Here is a 25521-nt window from a genome sequence, read left to right on the forward strand (position 1 = left end):
TGATTAAATTAGTATATGTAAGCGCTGTATTCCGAGAGGAGAATCAACTATGAAAGTACTTGTTATTGGTGGGATTGCCGGTGGCCCTTCTTTTGCAACCAGGCTCCGTCGAATCAATGAAGATGCTGAAATTATCATCTTTGAACGTGGTGCCGCAATTTCTGTTGCCAGCTGTGCGCTACCTTACTATCTTGGCGGCCTGATCAAGGATCGGTCAGCTGTCATTGAACGAACCCCTGAAATATTGAAGCAAAAGAATAATATAGATGTACGATTATTCAATGAAGTCACAAGAATCAATCCAAACGATAAAAATGTTGAGGTTAAAAATCTCCAGACCGGAGAAACTTACACTGAGAGTTACGATAAGTTGATTATCGCGACAGGTGCAAGCCCAACGGTCCCTGAAATTGCGGGAATTCATGATGCCGATAATGCATTTGTATTGCGCGCAGTCACAGATGCCGATAAGATTAAATCATTTATCGAAGAAAAGCATCCTAAGAACGTGACTGTCCTTGGGGCAGGCTCAATTGGGATTGAGGTGTCGGAAGCATTTGTTGACAACAACATGGACGTAACTATTGTTGAACAGTCTGGACATGTTGCGTCCCCATTTGATCCCGAAATCACCGACATTGTCGCAGATGAGCTTAAAAAACAAGGCGTTCATGTGATCCTGAATGAAAGTGTCCAGCAAATTAAAGATCATGGACACACCTTAGTATTGGATGACGGGTCAATCCATCGAACTGATATGCTTTTCTTGGGAACTGGCGTTAAACCAAATAGTGGGATTGCGGCTGCTGCCGGAATTAAGCTTTCTGATGATAATCACGTAATTGTGGGCAATCACCTTCAAACCAATCTTCCAGATATTTATTCAATTGGTGATGTGATTGAGACGACCAGTTTGATAACAGGAAAACCAATTCCAAGCTTGCTTTCAAGCGCTGCAAATCGACAAGGTCACTTGCTGGCAGACATGTTGAACGGCAGTCCGTTGGAATATAAGGGCTTCATTAGTGCCGGTGTTTCAAAATTCTTTGATTTAACTGCCAGTTTTGTCGGCTTCACAGAACAAACGTTGCAGCAACTTGGCATTACGAACTATCGAACAGTCTTCATCACGCCATTTGATCGCGCATACTTCTACCCAAATGCCGACCGGGTAAATTTCAAATTGATTTATGAAGATAAAACCGGGAAAATTCTGGGTGGTCAAGCTGTTGGCCGTAACGGAATCGATAAGCGAATTGCTGAATTGTCCGTTGCAATCACCGGCAATCTAACCGCCTTTGATTTGCCATCACTGGAAATTCCATACTCACCACCATACTCATCAACTCGTGATGTGCTCAATATCGCCGGATATGTTGCGATTAACCAACTTACCAACAAATCCGCTACAATCAAAGTTGACGACATTTCTGCAGACGATTTAAAGACTGCTGTATTTCTAGATATCAGAGAAGCTGGTAAGCCTGCAACCGGCTCAATCAAGCCGACTTTGAACATTCCGCTATCAGAGCTTCGAGATCGAATCGATGAGGTTCCGAAAGACAAGAAAGTTTACATTACTTTCCGTAAAGGCCTTGGCCCATATAATGCGAGTCGTGTTCTCGCCGGAAAAGGAATCAACGCAACTATGATTGAAGAATAATTGATATTTTAAAGGAGATTTTTTGGACAAAATGTTCATTTGGTCCCCTTTTTCTTGAACATCAAAGTATAATATAGATTGAAGACGGGAGTGTGATGACATGCCACGTAAATTAAGACCAAATGCAGCTGTTAAAAAGGTACTGAAGATTTATCAACATAATTTTATGAAAAATCAATTTACGGTACCACAAAATGATGCACTACAGCTGATATTTAACTTAGGATACACGGTTAGTCCAGACGTAAACGAAAGTTCATATGGCTACGTCAAAGTGGTGAATATGGATACGGGGAAATCACTTGTTTTAACAAGTTTGAGTGGCAACAAGGCTTTATTAGATGGCGGCACAACGGTAATTTCTGAGCCGGATTTGGATCTAGATACTTTTGATTATGTCGATTATTTAAATTCCAAGGGTGATAATCCTGATTACTTGTCGCCATCCGTTGCCAACCTAAAGATGCTTCGAAATCGTTTGAATCAGTTGAACGCAGACTTTGATAAATTGAAGAAATTGCGAAATGATTACCAAGATCATTTAACCAAAATTGATTCTGAATACAATAGGAAGGTCAGTTCCTTCATTGCTATCGTTAATCAAGTTGAACGGATGTCTAACAAGATAACTGAAGAAGATGAAGAAAGCGACGATTCTTCCAAATAAAAGTGGGATTTTTCCTGCTTTTTTATTTTATCACGATGGTATTTATTTTGGTACATATTTTTTATCAAGGATATATTATGACAATACTTTTACCTATTCTTAACTAAATTAACATTATTTTTACCCCTAATTTTCATAATTGCTCTATAAAATTACCGTGTTGCATGAAAAATTGCAAACATATTTTTTGGAGGGACATATTTCATGAAAATTTCGAGAATCGCACTCGCATCACTTATTTCATTTGGTGTACTTGGGGGAGCAAGCTTAAACGCCTCTGCCAGTCATCATAGTCATTACCAAAGAATTCTTTGGAACAAAACAATGTCACATCACAAAGTCGCATTAAAAAACGGCAAGGGCATTATTTGGAACAAACCATATAAGACGGCCAAAAATGCGAAGATTAAGTATCGTATTTCCCATAAAAAGGGATTGGTATTAACTACTATTCGCCATATGAAGGTTAAAGGCGGTAGTATTTATTACTTTGTTAAAGCAGGCAAGGTTACTGGATGGATCAATAAGAAGAGCGTGAAGTTAATTAACAACAACGTTGGAGTAAGTTCAACAATTGTTCCTACTTCAATTCCATCTACTCCTGCTTCAACTTCAAATGCATCATCAAAAACGACCAATACGGGGAACAACGGCAATAATGTAACCAAGAGTGTTCCAAGTTCATCCAACACTTCCTCAAATGCTCCAGTTCAACCCAATATTCCTTCAACTCATAGTGAATCAGATTTAAAGGACTCAGTCAAAGCAGTGACAAAAGTTAATTCAATTGTCTACTCTGACATCTGGCATGGTGCCAATCCTGCAAAAGATAAGAAGCTCAAATCACTTGAAACCTTGGCAAAGGGTGCAACTGTAGAAGTTCTAGGTTCTTTCAAAGTCAAACATGGTACGGCATTGAAGATAAGAACAGCACATGGGACAATTGGTTACATCAAATCAAACGAACTCGCATTCGACAAAAATGAGGCCTCATCAAACAGCCAAAATAAAACATCAGATGACCACTCTCAAACAAATACACCAAAATCGTCAACCACTCCTACCACACCAACTGCGCCAACTAAGCCCGCTACACCAACACCAACTACACCTACTACACCGACTACACCAGCTGCAGAGGATACAGACAATAAAACATCCACAACAGACATTACAAAGCTCCCAATACCAGCTCACTCGGATGAAGCAACTCTAAACGCCAATAATTTAACTCTTTATGCAAATAGTTGGAAAAATGGCAAACAACCAGCAAGCGACGCTTCAAATGGAATCTTCAATAAGGGAACAAAAGTGATCGCCTTAGAAAATGACAAAACAAGTGCTGTTGTACATGTGATTACTGAAACAGGCGCAACAGGTTATATCAGCAGAGACTATCTTACATTTAACAAATAATTTTATTCATTATTAGGACTGCAAAAAAGAAGGTGTTTACCTTCTTTTTTTGCATTTAAACACTATTATGATTTTATCCCACACCCCGGAACACACAGTCACCTCAAAATCCATCAAATTCCCCCAACCCCCTGTTATGACAACCATAGCCCGCCAATACTCGTTTTCATTCATTTGCATTCATTTATATCTTTGGTAAACTAGTTGTCATTGCTAACAGGAGGTATACATGGATTCAAAAAACACAACAAAGATTGGACTTTTTCAACTCGTAATGCTGACGCTGGGATCATTAATCGGTTCCGGATGGCTTTTCGGTTCCTGGGAAGCCACTAAAATTGCTGGCCCAGCAGCCATTATTTCTTGGGTAATTGGTGGAATTGTCATTGCCGCCATTGCTTATGACTACGTCGAAATTGGCGCAATGTTTCCCGAAGCTGGCGGGATGAGTCGGTACGCACAGTACTCTCATGGCCCATTGCTTGGATTCATCGCTTCATGGGCGAACTGGATTTCATTAATCACCTTGATCCCCATCGAAGCAGTCGCTGCGGTTCAGTACATGAGCTCTTGGCCATGGGCCTGGGCCAACTGGACCCATTCTTTCTTAAAGGGTGGCACGATTACAACATCAGGTCTGATGATCGTTTTCATGTTCATCTTAGTGTTCACACTGTTAAACTTCTGGTCTGTTAAATTACTGACTAGTTTTACCAGTTTAATTTCAATATTAAAAATCGGGGTTCCTGCCCTAACGATCATTATGCTAACCGTCTCAGGATTTTATCCCCAAAATTATGGCCATTCGATCCACGAATTCATGCCATACGGATCAGCGCCTATTTTCGCAGCCACTTCCGCTGCCGGAATCATTTTCTCATTCAATGCCTTCCAGACAGTCATCAACATGGGAAGTGAAATCAAGAAATCACGGAAAAATATTGGGCGAGGCATCTTCATTTCACTGCTGATTAGCGGGGTCATCTATATCCTGCTTCAAAGCACCTATATTACCGCCATGAAACCATCAACACTTGCAGCAACCGGCTGGAGTGGATTTGATTTCAACTCACCATTTGCCGATTTGGCAATCATGTTGGGGATTCGTTGGTTGTCTGTCCTGTTATACATGGACGCATTCGTTTCGCCTGTTGGAACCGGGGTTTCATTTGCCGCTTCCACTGGACGCGCACTCTATGCGATGGAAAGTAACCAGCACATTCCAAGTTTTATCGGTAAAATCAATCAAAAATACGGCATTCCGCGAGTCGCCATGATTGTGAACTTAGTATTGAGTATGTTAATGGTATCCATATTTAGATCATGGTCCACACTCGCCACGGTCATTTCAACTTCTACGCTGATCGCCTACTTAACCGGCCCAGTCACTGCCGTTGCTTTCCGAAAAATGGCGCCTAACTTCAAGCGTCCCGTCAGATTAAAGAATCTTGGGTGGATGGCACCACTTTCCTTTGTCTTGGCCTCTCTGGCCATTTACTGGGCAATGTGGCCTACCACCATTGAAGTTATCCTGGTTATTTTGATTGGCTTGCCTTTTTATTTCTACTACGAGTATCGGGCTGGCTATGTTGATACCAGAAAAGCTTTCTACTCAAGTATGTGGATGATTGTCTACTTAGTATTCATCTCCATCATGTCCTACGTCGGAAGTGAACAGTTCAATGGAATTAATTGGATTCATTATCCATGGGATTTCGTTGTGATCTCTCTGGCATCTCTCGTCTTTTATTACTGGGGTATCAAGACCGCCCACGTCTTCCCAGATTTTTATCAAGCTAAAGAATTAAATGACACCGTCAAAGTTGACGATGATGATTAATTAAATATCCAAAATAAAAGGCCGACAACTGCAAAAAATGCAGCTGCCGGCCTTTTGAGCATCAAATGGTTCTTGTGCCCCTGCCAAGGTAATTTAATCATACTCCAAACCCGATTCAAATGACAAATCATCCCATGAATTCCCACAAAGTTTTCGCAAAGAAAATCACCAAAACAATGATGATAATCGGCCGGGCAATCGCACTACCAAATTTCTTGTAATACGAAGCCCCCAGGAAGTTCCCGACAATACTGAAGATACCAGCGGTTAAACCAAGTATGATCATAACCTTGTCATTCATCAGAAACACTGCCAGCGCCGTCACATTCGTGGTTAAATTAATCACTTTGGTATTCCCCGCCGCTAAATTAATCGGCAAATGGGCAATCCCCACTAACGTCAAAATTAAAAAAGTACCGGTTCCAGGACCATAAAAGCCGTCCCAAGCACCTAATGACACCGAGATAATCAAGGTGGCCACAAATTGCGAGACGCTTAATTTTGCAGAATCAGCCAGTTTAGTGTTTAAAGCGTGCCGATTTAACAATAAGTAGAGAGCTGTTAGCGGCAGAACGACCAGCAGAATGATTTTGAAGTAATACTCAGAAATATGTAAAGCAAGATTTGCGCCAAATGATGATCCGATAATCGCAGCGATCACGGAAAGGAAAGCTAATTTCACCCGAATGTATCCACTCCGGGCAAATTCCAAGGTCGCAATCGTGGTCCCCATCGCTGAAGATAACTTGTTGGTTCCGACGGCAAAATGAGCCGGGATGCCAGCCATCAAATATGCCGGCAATGAAATTAAGCCACCTCCACCACCGATTGCGTCAACAAATCCCGCCAGAAACACCAGTGGACAGACAATTAAAAATTCAGTTAACATGAGGCCATCTCTCTTCAACAGTAAGTAATGCCTTTAAGTTTACCGCTAAATCAATCAACGGCAAATATAATTTTTACTGGGCGTTGAAATTTGCCAATAACAAAAGCCGCCAACAATGGCGACCTTTTACTTACCTAAATTTTGTTTGTAGTAATCTTCAGGCGACAAATAAACTCGAGAATCGCCCAACATACTTGTCAATTCCATTACTTTTGGTGGCAATAACCCCACTCTTTCGACCAGCCCACGGTCTCCAAACAAGGCTCTGGGAGTACCGGTAAATTGGATCCGACCGTGCTCCATCACACAGACGGCACCAAATTCCGCTGCCACCCAATCCATATCATGGGTAATCGTAATCACTTGGTGACCATCAGCCACTAACTCGTGAAAAATTTGCGTCAGCATTAGCTTACTGGGCGAATCCAAAGAAATCATCGGTTCATCAAACAGATAAATCTCCGGATCAATCGCAAGGACAGTGGCGATCGTCAACAATTTTCTTTCAGACAACGACAAATCATATGGGTTCTCGGCCGCTTTTTCGGCCAATCCCACGTTTGCAAGCACCTTATCTGCCTGCTGAGAGTTTGCATCCCGATCATCATTGACCTGAGAAAGACTCCACTCAACCTCTCGTTTCACGGTGGCATTAAACAACTGGTCATCTGGATTTTGAAAGGTGATCCCAATCGTTTTGAGTCGATCGACAGGCTTAAAATCTGCCAAGTCGTGGCCATCAACCTTGATTATACCCGTATCCGGTTGCAGTAACCCCGTCAGCAATTTAAAAATAGTCGACTTACCAGCCCCATTCTGGCCGACAATCGCTGTCATAGGATCGGCAAAGACTTGTTGTTTGACCGCTAAATTGAACGACTTCCCCGGATAAGCGAATTGTAAATCTTGGAGTTCAATTTTTGCCATCATAGGCCTCCTTCAGCTCACTCGGCGTCACTGGCAGCGCACCATTTGACAAGTGCCAATTCATTCCAGCAGCCAGCTGATAAGCAGTCGGCTTCGGAATCTGTCGGTCAGCGTCCAAATAGTTAAATACGGCTTGTGGCGTTCCCTGTTCAACTAGTTGGCCGTCATCCATCACCCAAATTCGATCCGCAATTTCACTCAAATCATCAATTTCACTACTGACGATGAAGACGGTCGTTGATTGCACATTTGCCAGCCAATGGAAAAATTGCTGACGCCCGAGTGGATCCATTTCACTGGTTGGATCATCCATGATCAAGATTGTGGGTTGGGTGACGATCGCAGTCGCTATTGCCAACCGCTGCATCTGCCCACCGGATAGACTTTCAGGGGTTTGAACCAACTGATCAGTTAAACCCATCTGAGCGGCAACATTGGCCACCCGTTTGTTAATGACGTCTTCAGAAATGCCTTGATTAATCAGATCAAACGCCATTTCGTCAGCAACGGTATCAGCCAACCCGCTCAACTGTCCAGCAGGATTTTGCAAAACCACCCCGGTCAACGAATTGAAGTTCGGCCACTCGTGAACCGGCGAATGCCCAAGCACCTCACAAGAACCCGTGATTTCAGCAGAAATAATGTTTGGAATGACACCGGCTAACACGCGGCACAACGTAGACTTGCCTGTGTGACTGTTGCCAATGATCCCGACAATTTGTCCGATACTAGCAGTCGCCGACACATTCTTCAATTGTGCATCCTCTGCGCCGCGGTACCTGACGCTGAGATTGTCTAAAGTAATCCGCTTATCTTCGTCCATAATTTCCACCCAATCAAAATAATTGCTGCAAACGTCAACCCAATGTGTAATCCAGAAACTAAACGATACCGGTTTGTGGATTTCAACGCCTTACGATTAGGATTATCAAATCCCCGCAACTGCAATGAAATTGATCGGGTCATCGATTGATCCAACGTCTTAATCACTAACGGTATCAAAACGGGCAGGACCGATTTTAATTTTTGAATCACTGTCTTTTGCGGGTTAACACCCCGAACTCGCTGTGCTTGCTGGATTTTACGCATGTTTCCCATAATCTCTGGGAGAATGTAGCAAACCGACATCAGCACATAGACCGTTTTATACGAAAGACCCGACTGCTCCAAATATTTGGCGTTTTCAGAAATACTGGTCGTCACCATGAAAAAACCACTTGCCAGGATAATCACTAATACCCGGGAGCCTAAGGTTGTCGCGTAAATCAAACCCTCTTTATAAAAGTTGATGCCAATGATTGAAAACCAAACTGTTTGATTTTTGCTGTAGAACAGCCCTTGAATGACCAGCATGGTAAAAATCAAAAATAGGCTGAACCCCAATGCTTTGACAGTCGTGGAACTGACCTTCGAAAATAATAGCAGTAACAAGCCACCCGTAATCAACCCCGCCTCAAGCAATAAATTGGTGCTGGCAAAACTCAACAGGGCCATATCCAAAATTAATAACAATTTGCTAATCGGATCAATCGCGTTGAACCACCTGGATTTGCCCGCAGGATTGCCCGATAACATGCTCTGATCAGTCATTATTTATCATCCCTAAAGAATCGAATCATCCGTTGTGGCAGCTGACGATAAATGAAGAAGGCCAGGTATGCCACGCAGACTTTATCCAAAATATCTAATACAAACTCATCAGTAAATGATGCTAGCCAAACTGGTGCGTGGTTGGCCACCATGACGGCAAATAGTGAATCTCCCCAGGCAATCCCAGTTTGACCGCCCCAAAAGATCACGTTAAGTGGTGTTGAAATCACAGCTGAAACGATGGCGATAATAATTGCTGACACAAAGACGCGTTTAGCCGATGAGAACCACCCTTTGGCGTGTAAAATTCCGACGGCAATGCCGATTCCGATGCTGGTGATGGCGTAAACCGTGGAAATTGGTGACAAGGTTAACCCATAAATCACATTGTTGATAAAACCACTGATGGCACCAGCGACTGGCCCAGCCAACATACTGGCAAGAAATGTTCCCAGTGACCCCAACCAAACTGGTAATTTCAACCCTTCAGCCAATGCCTTGGCCACATAGTTAATCCCAACGGCGGCTGGAATTAAGGTCATCGTGGCGGCACTTAACTTAAACTTCCACATACTCGTTCGATGAATGCTTTCTGTTTTCATATTCTTCTCCTTTAATCTGTTTGTCGATAAAAGTGTTTTCTACTTTTAAGTAAAAGTAAATAATACTTTTAATTTGACTTGTCATTAATTGTACAAGCACCAGAGAAAAAGTCAAGGAAGACAAATTTTAAGGGGGGCCACATCCATCATTCCAAATGTAGGAATAATCGATGTGGCCCCCCCCTTAATTTTTGGATCAAAATGCCTCTTGCGGCATCTAGAACGGTTTATCAATCTCGGCAATATCCCGTCGCAGCCCGTTTGCCTGGCGATCACGGTCATCGTAAAAGTACCAAATGCCACTCAACGCAAACACAATGACTCCGGCAATGATGAGTTCCAAGGAAAAGCTCAAAATCAAGTACAAAGTCACTAGTAAAGCAATCACTGGAATTAAATTGCCGCCAGGCAGCCGGAACCCCCGTGGCAACTTGCTATGGTTTCGCAATTTGATGGCTGCCAAAATGGTGGGCACATACTGCACGAATGATGTAAAAACAATTGCTGAAGCTAGAAATAAATAATTACCGGAAAATAACATCAGCGCACAGATGCCGCAAGACAGCAGCAACGAAACCATTGGAACGCCCCGTTTATTTTGCTTGCCCAAAATTCGCGGTAACAATTGATGCTCCGAGGCCAACGAACTTGCAATGGTCGGGGTTGAAAATGAGACTGATAAAGCAACACCGAGAATCGAAATCAACATCCCCACTAATGCCACATCATAGCCAACCGTCCCGGCAAAATGATAGAAGGAAGCTGCAATCGGGACATTATCGTTTGCCAAACTGCTGCCTGAAACGCCAATCGCAGTCAATTGAACAATCATGTACAAGATTGCCGATGTCAATAATACACTAATGAGCGCTTTAGGCAGCGTCTTCTCAGGATTCTTCATCTTGGATGCGGCAATCGGTAAAAACGAAAAGCCGGTAAACATGTAGAAGACCATGCCGAATCCAGCATTAAATCTGCCAAATAGCGATGATCCATCAGACACGCCGGCACTAATATTATTGAAATTAGCTGGATGAATGAAAAACAGGCCTATTGCGACAAACGCCACCAGAACGCCAATCTTAGCCACGGTCGAAATATTATCAACCCAATCCATAAAATCAGAACCAAACAAATTTAAAATCGTCAATACTGCTAGGATGCTCAAAGCAACAATCAGATAATTACGATGCTGATTCAAGCTGGGAACCACACTTCGCAAAGCGGTCACAAATGCCGAGATCTCGGTGGCCATGGTAATAATCCCCAGCAGCCAAGTAAAGATGCCAATTTCAAACCCGGCAAATTTACCAAAAGCAGTGTACGTGTACAGCCACGCCCCACCATCACCAGGAATCTTACTGGCCAAATTAGCGAAACACAGGGCGATCATCAGTACCGAGATGCCGGCCAAAGGCATCACTAAGGCACTCAGGTCGCCAATTTTAGCGTACACCCGGCTGGGCATCAGAAAAATCCCGGAACCGACGATGCCGTCGACGCCGAGCAAAAAGACACTGAGAAAATTAAGTGGTTTAATTTTTGCATGTGCCATTTTAAAGACTTCCTATCTTCAACTATGCAGACTGTTTCAGAGCTGCTTTGGCCGACTTCCTTCTGGAATCCAGGTAACGAACCAGCACCAAAATTAACGCCAGTGCGGAAATGACAGTGGCGGTCCAGAAAACATTGGCAAACGCGGTCACAAAGCGAATACCAACTGCTTTGGAAACCCGGTTAACCCCTGGAAGCTGGAAGAATAGCAGCGATGACCCGAAACTAATCCCGATGGTCATGCCAAGGGTTCGGGCAAACGAGTTCAAAGATCCTGCAATTCCAGATAGACGTTTATCAACCAAGCCCATCGTCAACGCATTATTTGGTGATAAGAAGATTGCCATTCCAATACCATTCAACACAATCGGTGGAATAATTTTCCACATATCAAGATTATTCGGGAAGAATGCGTAGCCGACTTGCGAAATCATCAAAATTAACAGTCCAACTACGGTCATCAACTCACGGTTGATTCGATCGGCCAGGATCCCGGCAAATGGCGTGGTGCAAAGCATTGTGACAGATTGCAGCATGATAATCAGCCCACTGTAAAAGGCGCTCATACCGTTGTAACTTTGAAAGTAAAATGGCAGTAAAATATTTGAGACGGCATTTACCAACATGACCAATGCCAACGCGGTAATCGACGTCATGAAACCCCGATTTCGAATGACTTCCGGGGCAATCCACGGTAAGTTGGCCTTGTCATCTTGGACAAATGAATAGACAGTAATCGCGCCACCAACCAAGAAGAATGCCAGTCCCATTAGCAGCTGAGAACGGCCGCTTTGGAAAAACGAGCCACTTAAGAAGAAGATAATAATCCCAAGCGTGAACAGATTTTGCCCTGTCCAATTGGCGCCCTTGGTAACCTTACGAACGTTGGCCCACGTTTCTTTTGGAATCGGTAGGAATTTAAATCCTAACCAGAGAATCACAATCCCCAGTGGCACATTGATCCAGTAAATCCATCGCCAACTGGAAACTGAAATAATCAGTCCACCAATTCCAGGTCCAGAGATTGAACCGACGGAGATAAACATCGAAATCACCGCCAGCGCCTCAGCCCGGCGTTTGTCAGGAAAATACTGAGTCACAATTCCCATCGAGTTTGCCATAATCATCGCCGACCCAATCGCTTCAATCACTCGGCCAAATAAAATAATGGCATAATCCGGTGCAAACCCAGTGATTGCTGACCCGACAAGAAATGTGATCCCGCCGGCTAAGAAGACAACATTTTTCGAAAGAATGTCGCCAATGTGACCAAACATGACCAACAGAATGGCCGTGGAAATCAGACCAATTTGAACAATCCAGGTCGCCATACTACTGGAAATATCCATGTCAATCGCAATTTTTGGAATTGCCAGGTTCGTACTCGATCCTGACAGCGCGGTGAGAAACGAGAACATTCCCAATACCGCAATTATTGAATAGCTTTTGCCTTTGTTTTGAGCATTGTCAGCCATGATACTCCCTCCCCTGGTTTTCAACTTCATTTATAACACCAAATGAGAGAAACGTTGGGAATGGCGACTTTTTTGTTATAGGACAAAAAGTACGATACCTGCATATGGAAACGTTGAATGCAAAATATCGTACTCAGTCATTTATTAAATAAAGTGTCTTGTAAACTACACAAACATTTGAATTGTCGTCATGACATTCGCCCAAGTGACCACATCACATTTTTCCACAAATTGAATGTGCCGTACCTTGTAATCGATTGATCTTAATTGATGCGTCACAACATCTCCTTGGATTTTTCGTGGCTCAGCGATTTCGATATACGTACCAAATCGACGGTGGGTACTGGTAATCGGGCAAACAATACAGAAGCCGGTCAGACTATTAAATTTTTCATTACTAATAACAAGAGCTGGCCTTCTTTTTTGAATCTCATGCCCTTTTGCAGGATCAAAACTCACAGAAACAATATCTCGTTCTTTTGGAATGTACATCTAATCCTCCATCTCATCCCAATCTCGATCTTCTTTAGTGATAGACTTTCGAAAATCTTTCCACTCCTCAGGATTATCAAATAATTTCGATTTACTAGGAACCATAATGATCGTATCCTCCACTTTGTAAACATCGTATTCGGTACCAACCTTTGGATTTAGTTCTTTCGGTAAAATCGTACCAATTGAATTACCAATTTTTCGCGCAGTAGTTTTCATTTGAATCCCTCCAGTTAAATTAAGTATAACTTGATTTAACATTTTCAGCCAACTATTCCGCTTTCCTCCTTTCATAAACATATATACGAATCAAAATCATATTATCTACAAGGAACATCAATGAAAATTTGCCTAACTCCCCAATTTGATGTATATATAATTACATAGGTATGTTTTCTATGCCTATCATAATTTTAGGGGAATCAAGGAGGATTCTATGAAAAAAACAACAGTTATGACTGCAGTTTTAACACTGCTCGCCAGCGTGGCGATTGCGCCACTATCCGTCAGTGCATCATCACATTCAACGATACCCAAGACATTACGGGGAACTTGGTATCGTTATAATGGGAAGTCGTTCAACACTTTGAAGTTGACCACCCACAAATTTGCCTACAGCGGCATCGGCGGTTCATCCTCTCTGACCCCAAGTCAGAAGGGGTACAAACGACTCTACGTCCAGAAAAAAGCCGGCAAATACACGTTTAACCGCTACACCAAAGATTATCAAAATCCTGGCAGCTTCAAGATCAGTAAACGCAAGATTGGCGGCCATTATCGTAAGGCACTCTTCCAGTACACGCCGACCGGTTATGTGATCGTCTTGACCAAAGTTAAGTATCATCATGATTATTCATTTCAAACACACTAACAAAATAGGTTCCACAATGTCTGCAATCTGCGACATTGTGGAACCTTTGTTATTACATTGAAATTTAAGCCTTCACGCCAGCTTCAGTACTTTCCTGATAATTTGAAATCACATCCAAAAACTGCTCGCCATATTTATCCAGCTTGCTTTCGCCAACACCTTTTACATCAAGCATCTGCGAATCGTTGGTTGGCATAACTGCACTCATTTCATGCAAAGTTTTATCTGAGAAAATTACAAACGGCGGCACACCCTGTTTCTCCGCCAGCTCTCGGCGCAATGCCCGGAGTTGTTCAAACAAGTCGTCATTTTCGGACAACGCTTTAGTGGCTTTGATGGAAATCTTGCGGGAAACAGTTTCTTTTCCTTGCAACACTTCAGCACCCAAATTTGTAACCTTCAATACTGGAAATTGACCGCCACTCGCCGTTAGGTAACCGGTCGCTGTCAAATAATCGATCAATCCGGAAACGTCTTTTTGATGCATCCCCTTCATAATGCCATATGTTGAAAGTTCATCAAAATGGAACTGTCTGACTTTCTGCACTTTGGAGCCGGTCAACACTTGGGCAACCAGGCTTTTGCCAAAACGTTCCTTCATCCGCAGCACACAGGATAAGACTTTCTGGGTATCAACGGTAATGTCTTGTGATTCGCGGGTATCAAGACAATTGCTGCAACGGCCGCAAGTTGGCCCCTCGTCGCCAAAATATTCAAGAATGAACTGCTGGAGACATTGCTGCGTATTGGCGTATTGCGTCATAATCTGCAGCTTTTTGTAAGCGCGCCGTTTGCTTTCGTCATCCCGGTCGGATTGGTCGATGAAGAAATGCTGCGTCTGGACGTCGCGCAATTTGAATAACAAAATCGCTTCACTGGGCAAGCCATCACGCCCTGCCCGACCAGCTTCCTGATAGTATTCTTCCAGACTGCCGGGGACGGAATCATGGATCACAAACCGGACGTTACTTTTATCGATGCCCATTCCAAACGCGTTGGTGGCAACCATTACGAGGGCGCGGTCATACAAGAAATCATCCTGATTGTGACGCCGTTGATCTTTGGTCATGCCACCATGGTACATAGTCACTGAAAAGTGATGCTTTTTAAGTAATTTTGTCAGTCGCTCCACTTCTTTGCGGGTACTGGCATAAATGATGCCTGATTCGCTGGCATTCAACTTTAAATAGTCCAGCAGGTACTTGTCGCTGTCCTGACCCTTAATCACCTTAAACGCCAAATTATCGCGTTCAAAGCCGGTCTTCACCTCATCTTCAATGTGCAGTCGCTGCTTAATGTCGTCAGCAACCTGTGGGGTGGCCGTGGCGGTCAATGCCACAATCGTTGGATTGGTTGGCAGTTCGTGCAGTCGTTCGGTCAATGCCAAATAACTTGGCCGAAAATCGTGGCCCCATTGAGAAATACAGTGGGCCTCGTCAACGGCGACCAAATCAATCGGTAAGCTGGCCAGCCGAGAAAATGCCCCTGAATCCAAACGTTCTGGCGAGACGTAGAGTAATTTAACATCACCATGGCGGGCCTGGTCAAAACGATCATCAATCTCATCAAAATCAAGACTACTGTTGATAAACGTCGCCGGAATGCCAGTTTCATTTAACGCATCGACTTGATCCTTCATCAAAGCAATCAATGGCGAAACCACCAGCGTCAGGCCATTCTCCAGCATTGCCGGAATCTGGTAACACAGGGATTTGCCACCGCCCGTCGGCATAATTGTGAGGACATTTTTGTGCGCCATGATGTCGTCAATCACCGCCTGTTGGCCCGGACGAAAACTGTCATAACCGAATTTAGTTTTTAGAAGTTCTTGGGGCGTCATGTCGTCAATCCTCTTTTTCGAAATAGTCACATAATATAGTATACGAAAAATATTGCGGAATGTCTGCCTCCGCACTTCAAAGAATCAAATCAATGCCGGTTGTGATATTCTGAAATAGGAATACTAAAGGAAATCGGTGATTAGAATGCAGCAAATTTCAACTAACACTTTAAATACCAACATACAAAAAGATTTAAACTTCACCTGGTCCACCCAGGCAATCCTGTTCTGCGCGATCATCATCGCCTGTATCGGGTTAAATGTGGATTCAGCACCAGTCGTCATTGGTGCCATGCTGATCTCACCATTGATGGCACCAATTGTCGGGATTGGCTATGGATTAGGAAATAGTAATCCAAAACTGTTATCAAAAGCCACCAAACTATTTCTAATTCAGGTTGTTATCGGTGTTGTCGGCGCGACGATCTATTTCTTTGTTTCACCGTTGAACACTGCCAGTGCTCAACTGCTCGCTCGGACTCAGCCAACACTTTGGGATGTCTTGATCGCCTTCTTTGGTGGCTTTGCTGGGGTTATCAGCTCTGCCAAAAAGGATGGTGGCAACGTGGTTCCAGGTGTCGCAATTGCCACCGCCTTGATGCCGCCACTATGTACAGTCGGATATGGGATCAGTCATCTCAATAGCACTTTCATTCTGGGAGCTGGCTATTTATTTTTGATTAATGCCTTCTTCATTGCCCTAGCCACAGCCAGCGGCACGATTTTCTTCCGAATTCGCAGTGGCGAAAAACTGAATGTTTCATTTAAACAACAGGCATTAATTTTACTCATCGCAATTATCATCGTCATCCCTAGTTCAATTTCTGCCTACTCGATCGTTCACAACTCGTATATTGACACCCAGTTGTCGCAATTCATCGACGCTAAATTAAGCAATCAATACATCGCCAAACAAGCAGTTTCCGGCAAAACGATTCAGTTGTCGGTGATCGGCCAGCGCTTGAATGATAACCAAGTCAAGCAGCTCAAGGCGTCCATGAAGCATTATCATCTGGATGGCTATCAGCTGTCGTTGACCCAGCTCACCAAGGGCAATTACATCACGCCCAAGGAATTTCAGGACTATATGAAACAGACTGATAATACAGACACTGTTCAAACAAATGCGAACGCAAAGGCTGATGATTCACTCACAACGATTCAGAACGATTTGAATGAAAAATATGCAAAAGACATTTCGAATATTTATGTTGGTCAGGTTAAGGATAAGGCAAACACATCCAAACAACTGATTGCAATCCAATTATCGGATAAAGGAGCAGGCAATCAAAACGAAATCGAAAAGTCCGCCAATCAACTTGTGAAGGACAATAACGTTGATGCGGTGGTTCAGTTTGTGAGTGACAACGGAAAGTCTTAGATTGTGGAGGCTGCCTCATTCAATTATGCCAATTTTGGTTAAAGCGATTTTTTGAGATCTTGACTCGTTTCAAATCTTACCGGCTTTGTAAATCATAACCCGCTCGACAATTTATTTTAATAAGATTATATTGCCATTTCGTGCATGAATTAACAAGATACATTGCTTGATCGTGCATAATTTCCGTTGTATTCTACCATCGTGGAAGGGCTTACATGGCTGTTGGAGGTAGAAGAACATCGGAAGGAGTTCTTATTATGTCAAGACAAATTACTGGTGCAGTTATCGAAGAGTTGAATGCTCCGTTTAAGTTGGAAACATTGGAAGTTGACGATCAACCAAAGGCTCATGAAGTTTTAGTGCATATTGTTGCGAGTGGAATTTGTCACTCAGATGAAGCTGTTCGAAATGGCTCAGCTGGTGAATACCCATACCCTGGTGTAGTTGGTCATGAAGGTGCTGGGATCGTTGAGAAAGTCGGCGATTCTGTTACGACTGTTAAGGAAGGCGACCACGTAATTCTTTCATACGATTACGATGGTACATGCCGTCATTGTTTGACTGGTCATCCATCATCATGTATTAACTGGGCTAAATTGAATATGGAAGGCGTCCGTCCTGACGGTTCAGTTGCGTTTACCCGGGAAGATGGCTCTCCAATTCATAACTTCTTCAACCAGTCGTCATTTACCACTGAGACTCTGGTTCAGGAACGTAACGTTACCGTGATTGATAAGAATATTGATTTACGTAAAGTTGGCCCTCTCGGCTGCGGCTTCGTTACCGGATCTGGAACTGTCTTCAACGGCTTAAATCCTAAAGAAGGCACAACCATTGCGATTGTCGGAACTGGTGCCGTGGGTTCAGCGGCTTTAATGGCTGCCAAAATCAAAGGTTGTTCAAAGATTATTTGTGTCGACATCCACGATTCACGTTTGGAAATGGCTAAAGAACTTGGCGCTACCGATACCATCAACAGTCTGAATGAAGACTGGGTCGACAAGGTTCACGAAATTACCAATGGTGAAGGCGTTGATTTTGCCATCGACACAACCGGTATTTCAGCAATTATGCATCAAGCAATCACTGCCCTTGCCTCAGGCGGCCACTTAGCTCCAATCGCCGTTACCGCAAAGACATTGGAATTCATGCCGTGGAATGAAATCACTGCACTTCAGAAGCACGTTGATGGTGTACTGATGGGCGATGCCATTCCACAAATCGGCATCCAAACCTTAATCGACTTCTGGCAGGAAGGCGAATTTCCATTTGACAAACTGGAGAAATTCTACACTTTCGACCAGGTTAACGAAGCGAACAAAGCTTCAAACGACGGCTCGGTTATTAAACCTGTGATGGTTATTGATCAGGATTATGTACCGGGTGAGTAAATTGATTCTGTAATTATTGATGACATTTTGATATCCAAAAAGAAAGACGATTCCCACAGCACAACGCTGTCAGAATCGTCTTTTAATATACTCATATTTTAGTGTCTAATCTTATCTTCAACAAACTTACCAAATCCAACCAACCCAACGAGCAAGCCACCAGCGATCATGACAATGAACGTTTGAAATTGATCGTCGCCAGTCTGAGGCAGCTTCCCTGTTGAGCTTGGTACAGGGGCGCTACTATCCGTGGAACTCTTTGGTACGGGAATCGATTGGTCTTCCTCGGATTTCTGTGGAGATTTCTTTGGCTTGTTAGGTTTTGGATTCTTTGGATGACTCGGTGTAACTGGTTTATCCGGTGTTTCTGGCGTCACCGGCGTATCCGGTGTGTCAGGCGTTACAGGTGTCACGGGTGTGACCGGCGTATCGGGCGTTACCGGAGTTACTGGGGTAACAGGCGTCGTTGGGATATACGTATTAATCAACGTCGCAGTCCCATCCTTAACAGGCTGCTGACCACTGGTACTTGACTTGTATCCATCAGGAACCTTATCTTCAACAACGGTATACACGATTGGTTTGCCATCCGCGTCAGTAGTTGGGAGATCTCCAAAGTTGGCCGAATAATTGTTACTCTGATCCAACGTCACTGTTTTGCCAGTCGATTTCCCATTCGCATACAATGTTGCCGTAATGCTTGGCGTGGTGACATCTGTAGGAACATCTTGCCAGACTTTCTTCACGTTAACAGTCGTTGTCTTAGGAATAAAAGCATTGATTAATGTGACTAAGCCATCTTTGTTTGGCGTTTGTTGGCCGGTAGTTTTCATGGTATAGCCATCGACTTTATCTTCAACCACTGTGTAAGTGATCGGTTTGCCATCCGCATCTGTAGTTGGCAAGTTATCGATTGTAGCTTGGTAATTATTCTTGGAATCAAGGGTAAACTTTTGGTCTGTTGCCTTACCATTTGCATACAAAACTGCTGTCACACTCGGCGTCTCAGTTTTCGCAGGAACACCGGTCCACTGCTTCTTAACAGTAATCGCTGTTGTTGCCGGCGTCACTGGTGTGTATGTGTTGGTCAAAGTGGCGTGGTTATTCTTATCAAATGATTGGGGCTTGGTCGTCCCAGACCATCCATCTGGAACAGACACCTCACTAACGGTATAAGTGTAATTGGTACCGGCAGTATCGGTCTTGTTTAATCCACTAAATGTGCCAGTCCAATGATTGTCCTCATTTAGTGGTATGGCATTTCCAAACTTTTTCCCATCGCGGTACAACTGAGCATATATCTTTTTGGGGAGAGTCGTGCCACTTGGAGCACCAACCCATTTTTTAGTAACCGTGAGATTGTACGCGATTCCGCCACCGTTACCATGACCACCCAGGATAACAAAGGCATTTGCTGAATCGGAATTAGTATCAATCTCTCCGGATTTTCCACCACCTATCCCCTGGTCATTTCCTTTAATTTCAATACTATTATTCAGCGTAATACCTGCTCCAGTCGCAATATATCCGGGATCAGTTATCTTGGCCAAATAAAGAACATTGACGGCTTTGTCCAGGGTCACCTTCCAAGTAATTTTAAACGAGGTTGGATTAGTAGTGGGACTAAATGATAGTGTGTAGTCTCCCTGTGGAACGGTCGAGCCATCGGTGTATTGCAAAACCATATCATCAGGAATTAGTTGTTGACTATCTAAATTCTTTAAAGTATCAGTTACTACAACCTTTTTCAGTGTTCGGTTATTCGGATTAATCTGAGCATCCCATTCAATATACTGATAACGTTCATTTGCATCCAGTGGGAAAGATCCTTTACCTTCCCAGTCACCAGACCATGGATAACCATTTTTAGCAATATAATCGCCACTATTAACAGGACCACTACTTGCATTGCCACTAACAGGAATGTCAAGTGTCCCTTGCATATCGTTATTATGACTAGCGTAGTAATTCGTAAAGGTGATGGTTCCAAAAGTGGCATCCTTATCAGCGGTGAAATGACCAATAACAGTATTCGTGCCGTCATCGCTCATCAAATCAAAGCTTTGGAAATTATGGAAATGAGTGCCAGCTGGTAAACTCACTTTGGCCGTATCACCAGCCTTCACCAGGGTTCCTGATGCAATCTTATATGTATAATCTAACATGTAAGTGCTCGACTGGTCCCACTTGGCGATCTCATCCTGCGTCGGTTTTTGCCCATTATAGGTGGCACTGTCCGCGGAAATGCCAGAAATACTTCCAGTAATATCTGAAATGTCGGCAGCTTGGGCACTTGAAATATGGCTACCCATCCCCAACAAAAATGTGATTAACAGCAGGAGAAATCCTAACCATTTCAGCTCTTGCTTATGTACGTTAATAAATTGGTTTTCCATAGAAACGCTCCTTCAAAATTCATTTCAAAATATAATATGGCCACTTACTTTTATATCGTTATTGTTATGTGATTTTTAATATATGGCGTAATTTAATTATAGTGTTCATTCCCTTAGTTCGCAAACCGTTTTATACAATCTCTACTGAATGCGACACAAAAAACGGGTTCAATAGTCACACAACTATCAAACCCGTCCAATATATCATTTCAATTATTCCGTCACGGTCTCTTTAGCAAAACCGGCAACTTCTTCCTTCTGATGCGCATTAATATTGCCCATCTTCGGCATGATGCCATGCAGATACAGGTGATCGTCCGAAACTTTAATATGTTTTTTATCCAAAATCTTCGTCAACTGCTTACCAACAGTGAATACACTGCCAGAAGTCCCAAACAAGAAGACTTCCTTCACCTTGGTCGGATCCAAATTGCGGGCATAATCTTTCAAGTGCTCGTCAACATTTAAGTTATAGATTCCCCCACCAAGGTAGAGACGGTCAACCGGCTCTGTCAGTGGCTGATCAATTGGTTTTGCTTCAATCTTCAACTGATTACCTAACATGTTCGCAAGTTTTTCTGTGTTCCCCGTTCTTGAATAATATCTAATTGCATCCATATTTGACATCTCCCTAAAACATAGTTTAGTTCTGTATGCGCTTACTTTCAAGTACAAACCTTAATCAGCCAGCTTTCCTCATTTCAAATGAAATAAACGCGAAGTTTATATTAAAGCGTTTACATTTCACAAAGTTGGCACTACACTTAAGTAAGTGAGGCAGAAAAACGCATCACAATTTTCAAAGGGGGATTATTATTTATGGTTGAAACAATTAGTGGATCAGATGCAGTTCTTAAAGTTTTGGAACAATGGGGTGTGAAAAACATCTACGGCCTGCCAGGTGGCTCATTTGACTCGACCATGAATGCCATTCACGATCAAACAGACAAAATTAATTATGTTCAAGTCCGTCATGAGGAAGCTGGCGCAATTGCCGCTGCCGCTACAGCAAAGCTGACTGGTAAAGTCGGTGTTTGCTTCGGTTCAGCTGGCCCTGGCGCTGTTCATTTGCTCAACGGATTATACGACGCTAAGAGTGATGGTGTCCCTGTCGTTGCCTTAGTTGCCCAAGTCCCTACTGGCAGCATGAACATGGACTTCTTCCAAGCAATGGATGAAGAACCAATCTTCGATGACGTTGCTGTCTGGAACCGAACCGCAATGACTGCAGATGCTTTACCACGCATGACTGACGAAGCCATCCGTCAAGCCTACATGAAGCATGGCGTCGCAGTTTTGACAATCCCTAAGGATCTCGGTTGGGCTCAAATTAAAGATACTTACGAACCAAACGTTAAATCACACCAAACACCAGTATATCCAGCTCCTCGTCCAGAAGACGTTGAAGATGCTGTTAAATTAATCAAAGAAGCTAAGTCACCAATGATCTACTTCGGGATTGGTGCCAAGGATGCTGCCGATGAATTAAAGGAAGCCTCAGAAAAATTCAAGATGCCACTCGTATCATCGTTCTTAGCTAAAGGCATCATTCCTGACGACTATCCAGCTTACCTTGGTTCAACCGGCCGAGTTGCCCCAAAGCCTGGTGCAGAAGTTGGTTTTAGCACCGACTTGATTTTATGGGTCGGCAACAACGTACCATTTAGTATCTTCTTGTTCAACAAACATGCTAAAGTCATTCAAATTGATATTGAAAGTGAAAAACTCGGCAAACGTCGTCACAACGACGTTTCAATGTTGGCAGATTCCAAAGTCGCTTTGGATGCCATCCTTGAAGCTGGTGAAACTCGTCAGCCATCCGCATTCTATCAAGCAGCTATTGCTGATAAGAAGAACTGGGACAGCTGGCAAGACAGCTTCAAAGACTCAGACGAAATGCCAGTTCGTCCAGAACCTGTCTTTGATGTTTTGAATCAAACCGCATCAGACAAGGCCGTCTTTGCCGTTGATGTCGGCAACGTCGACATTAACTTCCAACGTTTAATTAACATGCGTGGTGATCAGAAGTGGGCAACTTCAGGCATTTACGCAACCATGGGCTTTGCATTGCCAGCATCAATTGCTGCCAAACTTGAATACCCAGACCGTGATGTTTACAGCCTGAGTGGTGACGGTGGCTTTGCAATGTTGATGGAAGAAGTCATGACCCAAGTTAAATACGGCTTACATGTCGTCAACATTATCTTCACCAACGAAACCCTTGGCTACATTGAAGCTGAGCAAACCGATGATACCAACCAGCCATTATCAGGTGTTGATTTGCCTGATACCAACTGGGCTGAAGTCACCAAGGGAATGGGTGCTGTCAGCTACACCGTTCACACCAAGGAAGATATGCAAAAGGCTCTCAAAGATGCCAACAACACCGACAAGCCAGTTGTCATTGACGTCAAATTAACCCACAAGATGCCATTGACCACTCAACACATGTTCTTGGATACTTCATGGCAAGATAAAGACAAGGTTGACGCTTTCATCAAGAAGTACGATGCCCAAGATTTGAAGCCATTCAGCTACTATCTCAAGGAAGCTGAAAATCACGAACTGCAAACAAATTAACAGTTAATATGAAGTAAACTGATTTGCAAAGGCTGGAAGCAAGCGCTTTGTTTCCGGCCTTTGCCTTACATAATTTCAACCTGTGAGAGGTGTAAGCAATGAAGGTTATCTATTTAAATCAAAATGCCCAACCAAATCAAACCATTGCTTCAGCCAAACCAATTGTGCTGGCGCTGGGGTTTTTCGATGGTGTCCATCAAGGCCATCAAAAAGTAATCGGTACTGCTCGGAAGATTGCCCGTGAAAAAGGTTATCCACTCGCCGTTATGACCTTCAACCGCCATGCTTCCAGAGTTTTCCATCATGGGGATGTCGATGGCTTCCGATATTTGACGACGTTGAAGCAAAAAATTGAGTTGGTTCAAGCCACGCAAGCGGACATTCTTTACGTTATTGATTTTACAAAGCAGTTTGCCGCCCTGCCACCTGAAACGTTTGTCCAACGTTACGTTCTGGGGCTCAACGCCAAAGTTGTAGTGGCCGGATTTGATTACACGTTTGGCAAAGGCGGCACAACGACCATCGATGCGCTATCGAAGATGAGCGGCGGCAAGGTTAAGACGGTCACCGTTCACAAATTGACCAGTGGCCAGCAAAAAATTAGTTCCACCCGGATTAGGCATCTGGTCAGGGATGGCGATATCTTCGAAGCCAACCAACTTTTGGGCCATCCTTATGAAACGACCGGTAAACTGATTCACGCTGAAACCAACGGCTTGTCGATCGTCAATCCGTCAAGTCGACTGCAGCAGCTACCCAAAAGCGGCCGTTATCAATGCGAAGTTCGGATTGCGGGCTCAACCGCTGAGATCCCGGTGAAAGTCGAGTACCCCGGAAATGGTGATCAAAGTGGCGTTATCTACATTGACCGCCGTCGATTCCAGAATCTACCACACATTAATTCATTACCAGTCAAAATTGAGTGGCAAAAGAACGTTCGGCCACAGATGATCGCTAGAGAGCAATTATCTCTAAATAATCAGAAGTCCGTCACGCAAGCCACTTATTAAGTTAAATATGTAAGAAAGCCCCGACAAACTGAATTGTCGGGGCTTTTACTATGGAAAGTTTATCAACTATTTCAGATACGACAAGGGCTTCTGAACTTCAACCTTGGTGCCGTCATACTTGTCCTTGATGTACTTCTGAATCGCTGCATTATGATACAGCTTAACGAGTTTCTTGTAGTTCTTGTTATCTTTATTCTTCTTGGCAGTTGCCAGAACATTGATGTTGCTTCGGGTGCTGACATCAATTTTTTCATGGAAGATCGAGTCTTTCAACACATTCAAATGACCTTCCAGGGCAACCGTGTTGGAGATCAGGACAGCATCCAGGTTATGCAACACTCGAGGGCCAGTGGTATCATCAATTTCCTTAAATTTGAGATGCTTAGGGTTCGAGGCGATATCACTGGTATTTCCAAGGGCGCCAAAGTTCTTATCGAGCTTGATCAAACCCGCACTTTGCAGCAACAATAAGCCCCGCGCAGTGTTGGCCGGGTTGTTGGCAATCGCTACCGTAGCGCCATCTGGGAGCTCACTGACCTTTTTATATTTATCCGAATAGATACCAAGTGGTTCTAAGTATGTTGTGCCTAAAGCTGCAAGTTGAGCCTTTTTATGTTCCTGATTGTAAGCCTGTAAGTATGAGTAGGACTGGAACGCGTTCACATCAACGCTGCCTTGTGCGGTGGCGTTGTTAAGCTGAACACCATCAGTAATCTGTTTAACTTTAATCTTTAAGCCAAGCTTTTTAGCCTGTTTACTATCCGCAATGTGGTTCCAAATATCGTAGTCCGAGCCTTGAGAACCCACAGTTATTGTGGCACTCTTGGCACTCGAAGTATTTCCAGTCAATGTATGAATTCCAAACACAATTCCCACCAACACGACAATTCCAATCAGCGTATAAATAATTCCCTTACTATTCTTCATTCATTTTCTC

At 43.5% G+C, this 25521-nt stretch carries 22 protein-coding genes; 9 read left to right on the forward strand and 13 right to left on the reverse strand.

Annotated elements, in window-relative coordinates; translation table 11 throughout:
* The first annotated feature begins 49 nt into the window (after positions 1-49).
* The 4 genes from FD05_RS07250 to FD05_RS07265 all read left to right on the forward strand — a co-directional run bounded on the left by FD05_RS07250 (position 50) and on the right by FD05_RS07265 (position 5586).
* Entirely contained in the window at positions 50-1663 is a 1614-nt protein-coding gene (locus FD05_RS07250) for an FAD-dependent oxidoreductase (RefSeq protein ID WP_020282042.1), read from the forward strand.
* 100 nt (positions 1664-1763) lie between these two features.
* A complete protein-coding gene (locus tag FD05_RS07255; protein ID WP_039933348.1) occupies positions 1764-2330 on the forward strand; it encodes a hypothetical protein in 567 nt (188 codons plus the stop codon).
* Between the two features lie 204 nt (positions 2331-2534).
* The gene (locus tag FD05_RS07260) at positions 2535-3746 is read left to right on the forward strand and encodes an SH3-like domain-containing protein (protein WP_020282040.1); all 1212 of its coding nucleotides are present in this window, start codon (positions 2535-2537) and stop codon (positions 3744-3746) included.
* Positions 3747-3975: 229 nt separating this feature from the next.
* Entirely contained in the window at positions 3976-5586 is a 1611-nt protein-coding gene (locus FD05_RS07265) for an APC family permease (protein ID WP_039933345.1), read from the forward strand.
* Between the two features lie 127 nt (positions 5587-5713).
* On the opposite strand, the gene FD05_RS07270 is transcribed toward FD05_RS07265, so the two are convergent.
* The 9 genes from FD05_RS07270 to FD05_RS07310 form a co-directional block, all read right to left on the reverse strand.
* Positions 5714-6475, reverse strand: a complete 762-nt coding sequence (locus FD05_RS07270) for a sulfite exporter TauE/SafE family protein (RefSeq protein ID WP_020282036.1) — start codon at positions 6473-6475, stop codon at positions 5714-5716.
* Positions 6476-6601: 126 nt separating this feature from the next.
* Positions 6602-7402 carry an energy-coupling factor ABC transporter ATP-binding protein gene (locus tag FD05_RS07275; protein WP_020282035.1) on the reverse strand — a complete coding sequence of 267 codons (801 nt, stop codon included), beginning with the start codon at positions 7400-7402 and terminating at the stop codon, positions 6602-6604.
* Positions 7389-8225 carry an ABC transporter ATP-binding protein gene (locus FD05_RS07280; protein WP_020282034.1) on the reverse strand — a complete coding sequence of 279 codons (837 nt, stop codon included), beginning with the start codon at positions 8223-8225 and terminating at the stop codon, positions 7389-7391. The genes FD05_RS07275 and FD05_RS07280 overlap by 14 nt, the downstream gene beginning before the upstream one ends.
* Positions 8198-8992 (reverse strand): energy-coupling factor transporter transmembrane component T, encoded by a 795-nt coding sequence (locus FD05_RS07285; RefSeq protein ID WP_020282033.1) that lies wholly within the window; start codon positions 8990-8992, stop codon positions 8198-8200. The genes FD05_RS07280 and FD05_RS07285 overlap by 28 nt, the downstream gene beginning before the upstream one ends.
* Complete coding sequence (locus tag FD05_RS07290; protein WP_020282032.1) at positions 8992-9594, reverse strand: hypothetical protein; 603 nt, start codon at positions 9592-9594, stop codon at positions 8992-8994. Before FD05_RS07290 ends, FD05_RS07285 begins: the two co-directional genes overlap by 1 nt.
* A gap of 217 nt (positions 9595-9811) precedes the next feature.
* The gene (locus FD05_RS07295; RefSeq protein ID WP_020282030.1) at positions 9812-11149 is read right to left on the reverse strand and encodes an APC family permease; all 1338 of its coding nucleotides are present in this window, start codon (positions 11147-11149) and stop codon (positions 9812-9814) included.
* Positions 11150-11171: 22 nt separating this feature from the next.
* On the reverse strand, positions 11172-12623 hold the full coding sequence (locus FD05_RS07300; protein ID WP_020282029.1) for an MFS transporter: 1452 nt from the start codon (positions 12621-12623) through the stop codon (positions 11172-11174).
* Positions 12624-12788: 165 nt separating this feature from the next.
* Complete coding sequence (locus FD05_RS07305; protein WP_020282028.1) at positions 12789-13115, reverse strand: type II toxin-antitoxin system PemK/MazF family toxin; 327 nt, start codon at positions 13113-13115, stop codon at positions 12789-12791.
* Positions 13116-13334, reverse strand: a complete 219-nt coding sequence (locus tag FD05_RS07310) for an AbrB/MazE/SpoVT family DNA-binding domain-containing protein (RefSeq protein ID WP_020282027.1) — start codon at positions 13332-13334, stop codon at positions 13116-13118.
* 217 nt (positions 13335-13551) lie between these two features.
* Between FD05_RS07310 and FD05_RS07315 the strand changes: the two genes are divergently transcribed.
* Positions 13552-13986 (forward strand): hypothetical protein, encoded by a 435-nt coding sequence (locus tag FD05_RS07315; protein WP_020282026.1) that lies wholly within the window; start codon positions 13552-13554, stop codon positions 13984-13986.
* Positions 13987-14050: 64 nt separating this feature from the next.
* Here the strand turns inward: FD05_RS07315 and recQ are convergent, their stop codons facing one another.
* A complete protein-coding gene (recQ, locus tag FD05_RS07320; protein ID WP_020282025.1) occupies positions 14051-15826 on the reverse strand; it encodes a DNA helicase RecQ in 1776 nt (591 codons plus the stop codon).
* A gap of 145 nt (positions 15827-15971) precedes the next feature.
* Here recQ and FD05_RS07325 point away from each other — a divergent pair, with 145 nt between their 5' ends.
* On the forward strand, positions 15972-17207 hold the full coding sequence (locus FD05_RS07325; protein WP_039933342.1) for a DUF389 domain-containing protein: 1236 nt from the start codon (positions 15972-15974) through the stop codon (positions 17205-17207).
* A gap of 257 nt (positions 17208-17464) precedes the next feature.
* On the forward strand, positions 17465-18598 hold the full coding sequence (locus FD05_RS07330; RefSeq protein WP_020282023.1) for an NAD(P)-dependent alcohol dehydrogenase: 1134 nt from the start codon (positions 17465-17467) through the stop codon (positions 18596-18598).
* A 98-nt stretch (positions 18599-18696) separates the two neighbouring features.
* Here the strand turns inward: FD05_RS07330 and FD05_RS07335 are convergent, their stop codons facing one another.
* Together FD05_RS07335 and FD05_RS07340 are read right to left on the reverse strand one after the other, a co-directional pair.
* A complete protein-coding gene (locus FD05_RS07335) occupies positions 18697-20994 on the reverse strand; it encodes a Cna B-type domain-containing protein (protein ID WP_020282022.1) in 2298 nt (765 codons plus the stop codon).
* 213 nt (positions 20995-21207) lie between these two features.
* Positions 21208-21612, reverse strand: coding sequence for a flavodoxin family protein (locus FD05_RS07340; protein WP_051990653.1), 405 nt, complete (start codon positions 21610-21612; stop codon positions 21208-21210).
* Between the two features lie 201 nt (positions 21613-21813).
* Here FD05_RS07340 and spxB point away from each other — a divergent pair, with 201 nt between their 5' ends.
* Together spxB and FD05_RS07350 are read left to right on the forward strand one after the other, a co-directional pair.
* Entirely contained in the window at positions 21814-23574 is a 1761-nt protein-coding gene (spxB, locus tag FD05_RS07345) for a pyruvate oxidase (RefSeq protein WP_020282020.1), read from the forward strand.
* Positions 23575-23672: 98 nt separating this feature from the next.
* Positions 23673-24584 (forward strand): FAD synthetase family protein, encoded by a 912-nt coding sequence (locus FD05_RS07350; protein ID WP_020282019.1) that lies wholly within the window; start codon positions 23673-23675, stop codon positions 24582-24584.
* Positions 24585-24650: 66 nt separating this feature from the next.
* Here the strand turns inward: FD05_RS07350 and FD05_RS07355 are convergent, their stop codons facing one another.
* Positions 24651-25511, reverse strand: coding sequence for a MetQ/NlpA family ABC transporter substrate-binding protein (locus FD05_RS07355; protein WP_020282018.1), 861 nt, complete (start codon positions 25509-25511; stop codon positions 24651-24653).
* Positions 25512-25521: the final 10 nt, after the last annotated feature.

The organism is Lentilactobacillus otakiensis DSM 19908 = JCM 15040 (assembly GCF_001434145.1).
Taxonomy (GTDB): Bacteria; Bacillota; Bacilli; order Lactobacillales; family Lactobacillaceae; genus Lentilactobacillus; species Lentilactobacillus otakiensis.

What these genes read in the sequence shown, in the direction of transcription:
- FD05_RS07280 (WP_020282034.1), bottom strand. Translation starts at nt 8,225, where the DNA reads ATGGACGAAGATAAGCGGATTACTTTAGACAATCTCAGCGTCAGGTAC.
- FD05_RS07355 (WP_020282018.1), bottom strand. Translation starts at nt 25,511, where the DNA reads ATGAAGAATAGTAAGGGAATTATTTATACGCTGATTGGAATTGTCGTG.
- FD05_RS07250 (WP_020282042.1), top strand. Translation starts at nt 50, where the DNA reads ATGAAAGTACTTGTTATTGGTGGGATTGCCGGTGGCCCTTCTTTTGCA.
- spxB (WP_020282020.1), top strand. Translation starts at nt 21,814, where the DNA reads ATGGTTGAAACAATTAGTGGATCAGATGCAGTTCTTAAAGTTTTGGAA.
- FD05_RS07265 (WP_039933345.1), top strand. Translation starts at nt 3,976, where the DNA reads ATGGATTCAAAAAACACAACAAAGATTGGACTTTTTCAACTCGTAATG.
- FD05_RS07255 (WP_039933348.1), top strand. Translation starts at nt 1,764, where the DNA reads ATGCCACGTAAATTAAGACCAAATGCAGCTGTTAAAAAGGTACTGAAG.
- recQ (WP_020282025.1), bottom strand. Translation starts at nt 15,826, where the DNA reads ATGACGCCCCAAGAACTTCTAAAAACTAAATTCGGTTATGACAGTTTT.
- FD05_RS07295 (WP_020282030.1), bottom strand. Translation starts at nt 11,149, where the DNA reads ATGGCACATGCAAAAATTAAACCACTTAATTTTCTCAGTGTCTTTTTG.
- FD05_RS07340 (WP_051990653.1), bottom strand. Translation starts at nt 21,612, where the DNA reads ATGGATGCAATTAGATATTATTCAAGAACGGGGAACACAGAAAAACTT.
- FD05_RS07285 (WP_020282033.1), bottom strand. Translation starts at nt 8,992, where the DNA reads ATGACTGATCAGAGCATGTTATCGGGCAATCCTGCGGGCAAATCCAGG.
- FD05_RS07325 (WP_039933342.1), top strand. Translation starts at nt 15,972, where the DNA reads ATGCAGCAAATTTCAACTAACACTTTAAATACCAACATACAAAAAGAT.
- FD05_RS07350 (WP_020282019.1), top strand. Translation starts at nt 23,673, where the DNA reads ATGAAGGTTATCTATTTAAATCAAAATGCCCAACCAAATCAAACCATT.
- FD05_RS07300 (WP_020282029.1), bottom strand. Translation starts at nt 12,623, where the DNA reads ATGGCTGACAATGCTCAAAACAAAGGCAAAAGCTATTCAATAATTGCG.
- FD05_RS07270 (WP_020282036.1), bottom strand. Translation starts at nt 6,475, where the DNA reads ATGTTAACTGAATTTTTAATTGTCTGTCCACTGGTGTTTCTGGCGGGA.
- FD05_RS07310 (WP_020282027.1), bottom strand. Translation starts at nt 13,334, where the DNA reads ATGAAAACTACTGCGCGAAAAATTGGTAATTCAATTGGTACGATTTTA.
- FD05_RS07275 (WP_020282035.1), bottom strand. Translation starts at nt 7,402, where the DNA reads ATGGCAAAAATTGAACTCCAAGATTTACAATTCGCTTATCCGGGGAAG.
- FD05_RS07315 (WP_020282026.1), top strand. Translation starts at nt 13,552, where the DNA reads ATGAAAAAAACAACAGTTATGACTGCAGTTTTAACACTGCTCGCCAGC.
- FD05_RS07305 (WP_020282028.1), bottom strand. Translation starts at nt 13,115, where the DNA reads ATGTACATTCCAAAAGAACGAGATATTGTTTCTGTGAGTTTTGATCCT.
- FD05_RS07260 (WP_020282040.1), top strand. Translation starts at nt 2,535, where the DNA reads ATGAAAATTTCGAGAATCGCACTCGCATCACTTATTTCATTTGGTGTA.
- FD05_RS07290 (WP_020282032.1), bottom strand. Translation starts at nt 9,594, where the DNA reads ATGAAAACAGAAAGCATTCATCGAACGAGTATGTGGAAGTTTAAGTTA.
- FD05_RS07330 (WP_020282023.1), top strand. Translation starts at nt 17,465, where the DNA reads ATGTCAAGACAAATTACTGGTGCAGTTATCGAAGAGTTGAATGCTCCG.
- FD05_RS07335 (WP_020282022.1), bottom strand. Translation starts at nt 20,994, where the DNA reads ATGGAAAACCAATTTATTAACGTACATAAGCAAGAGCTGAAATGGTTA.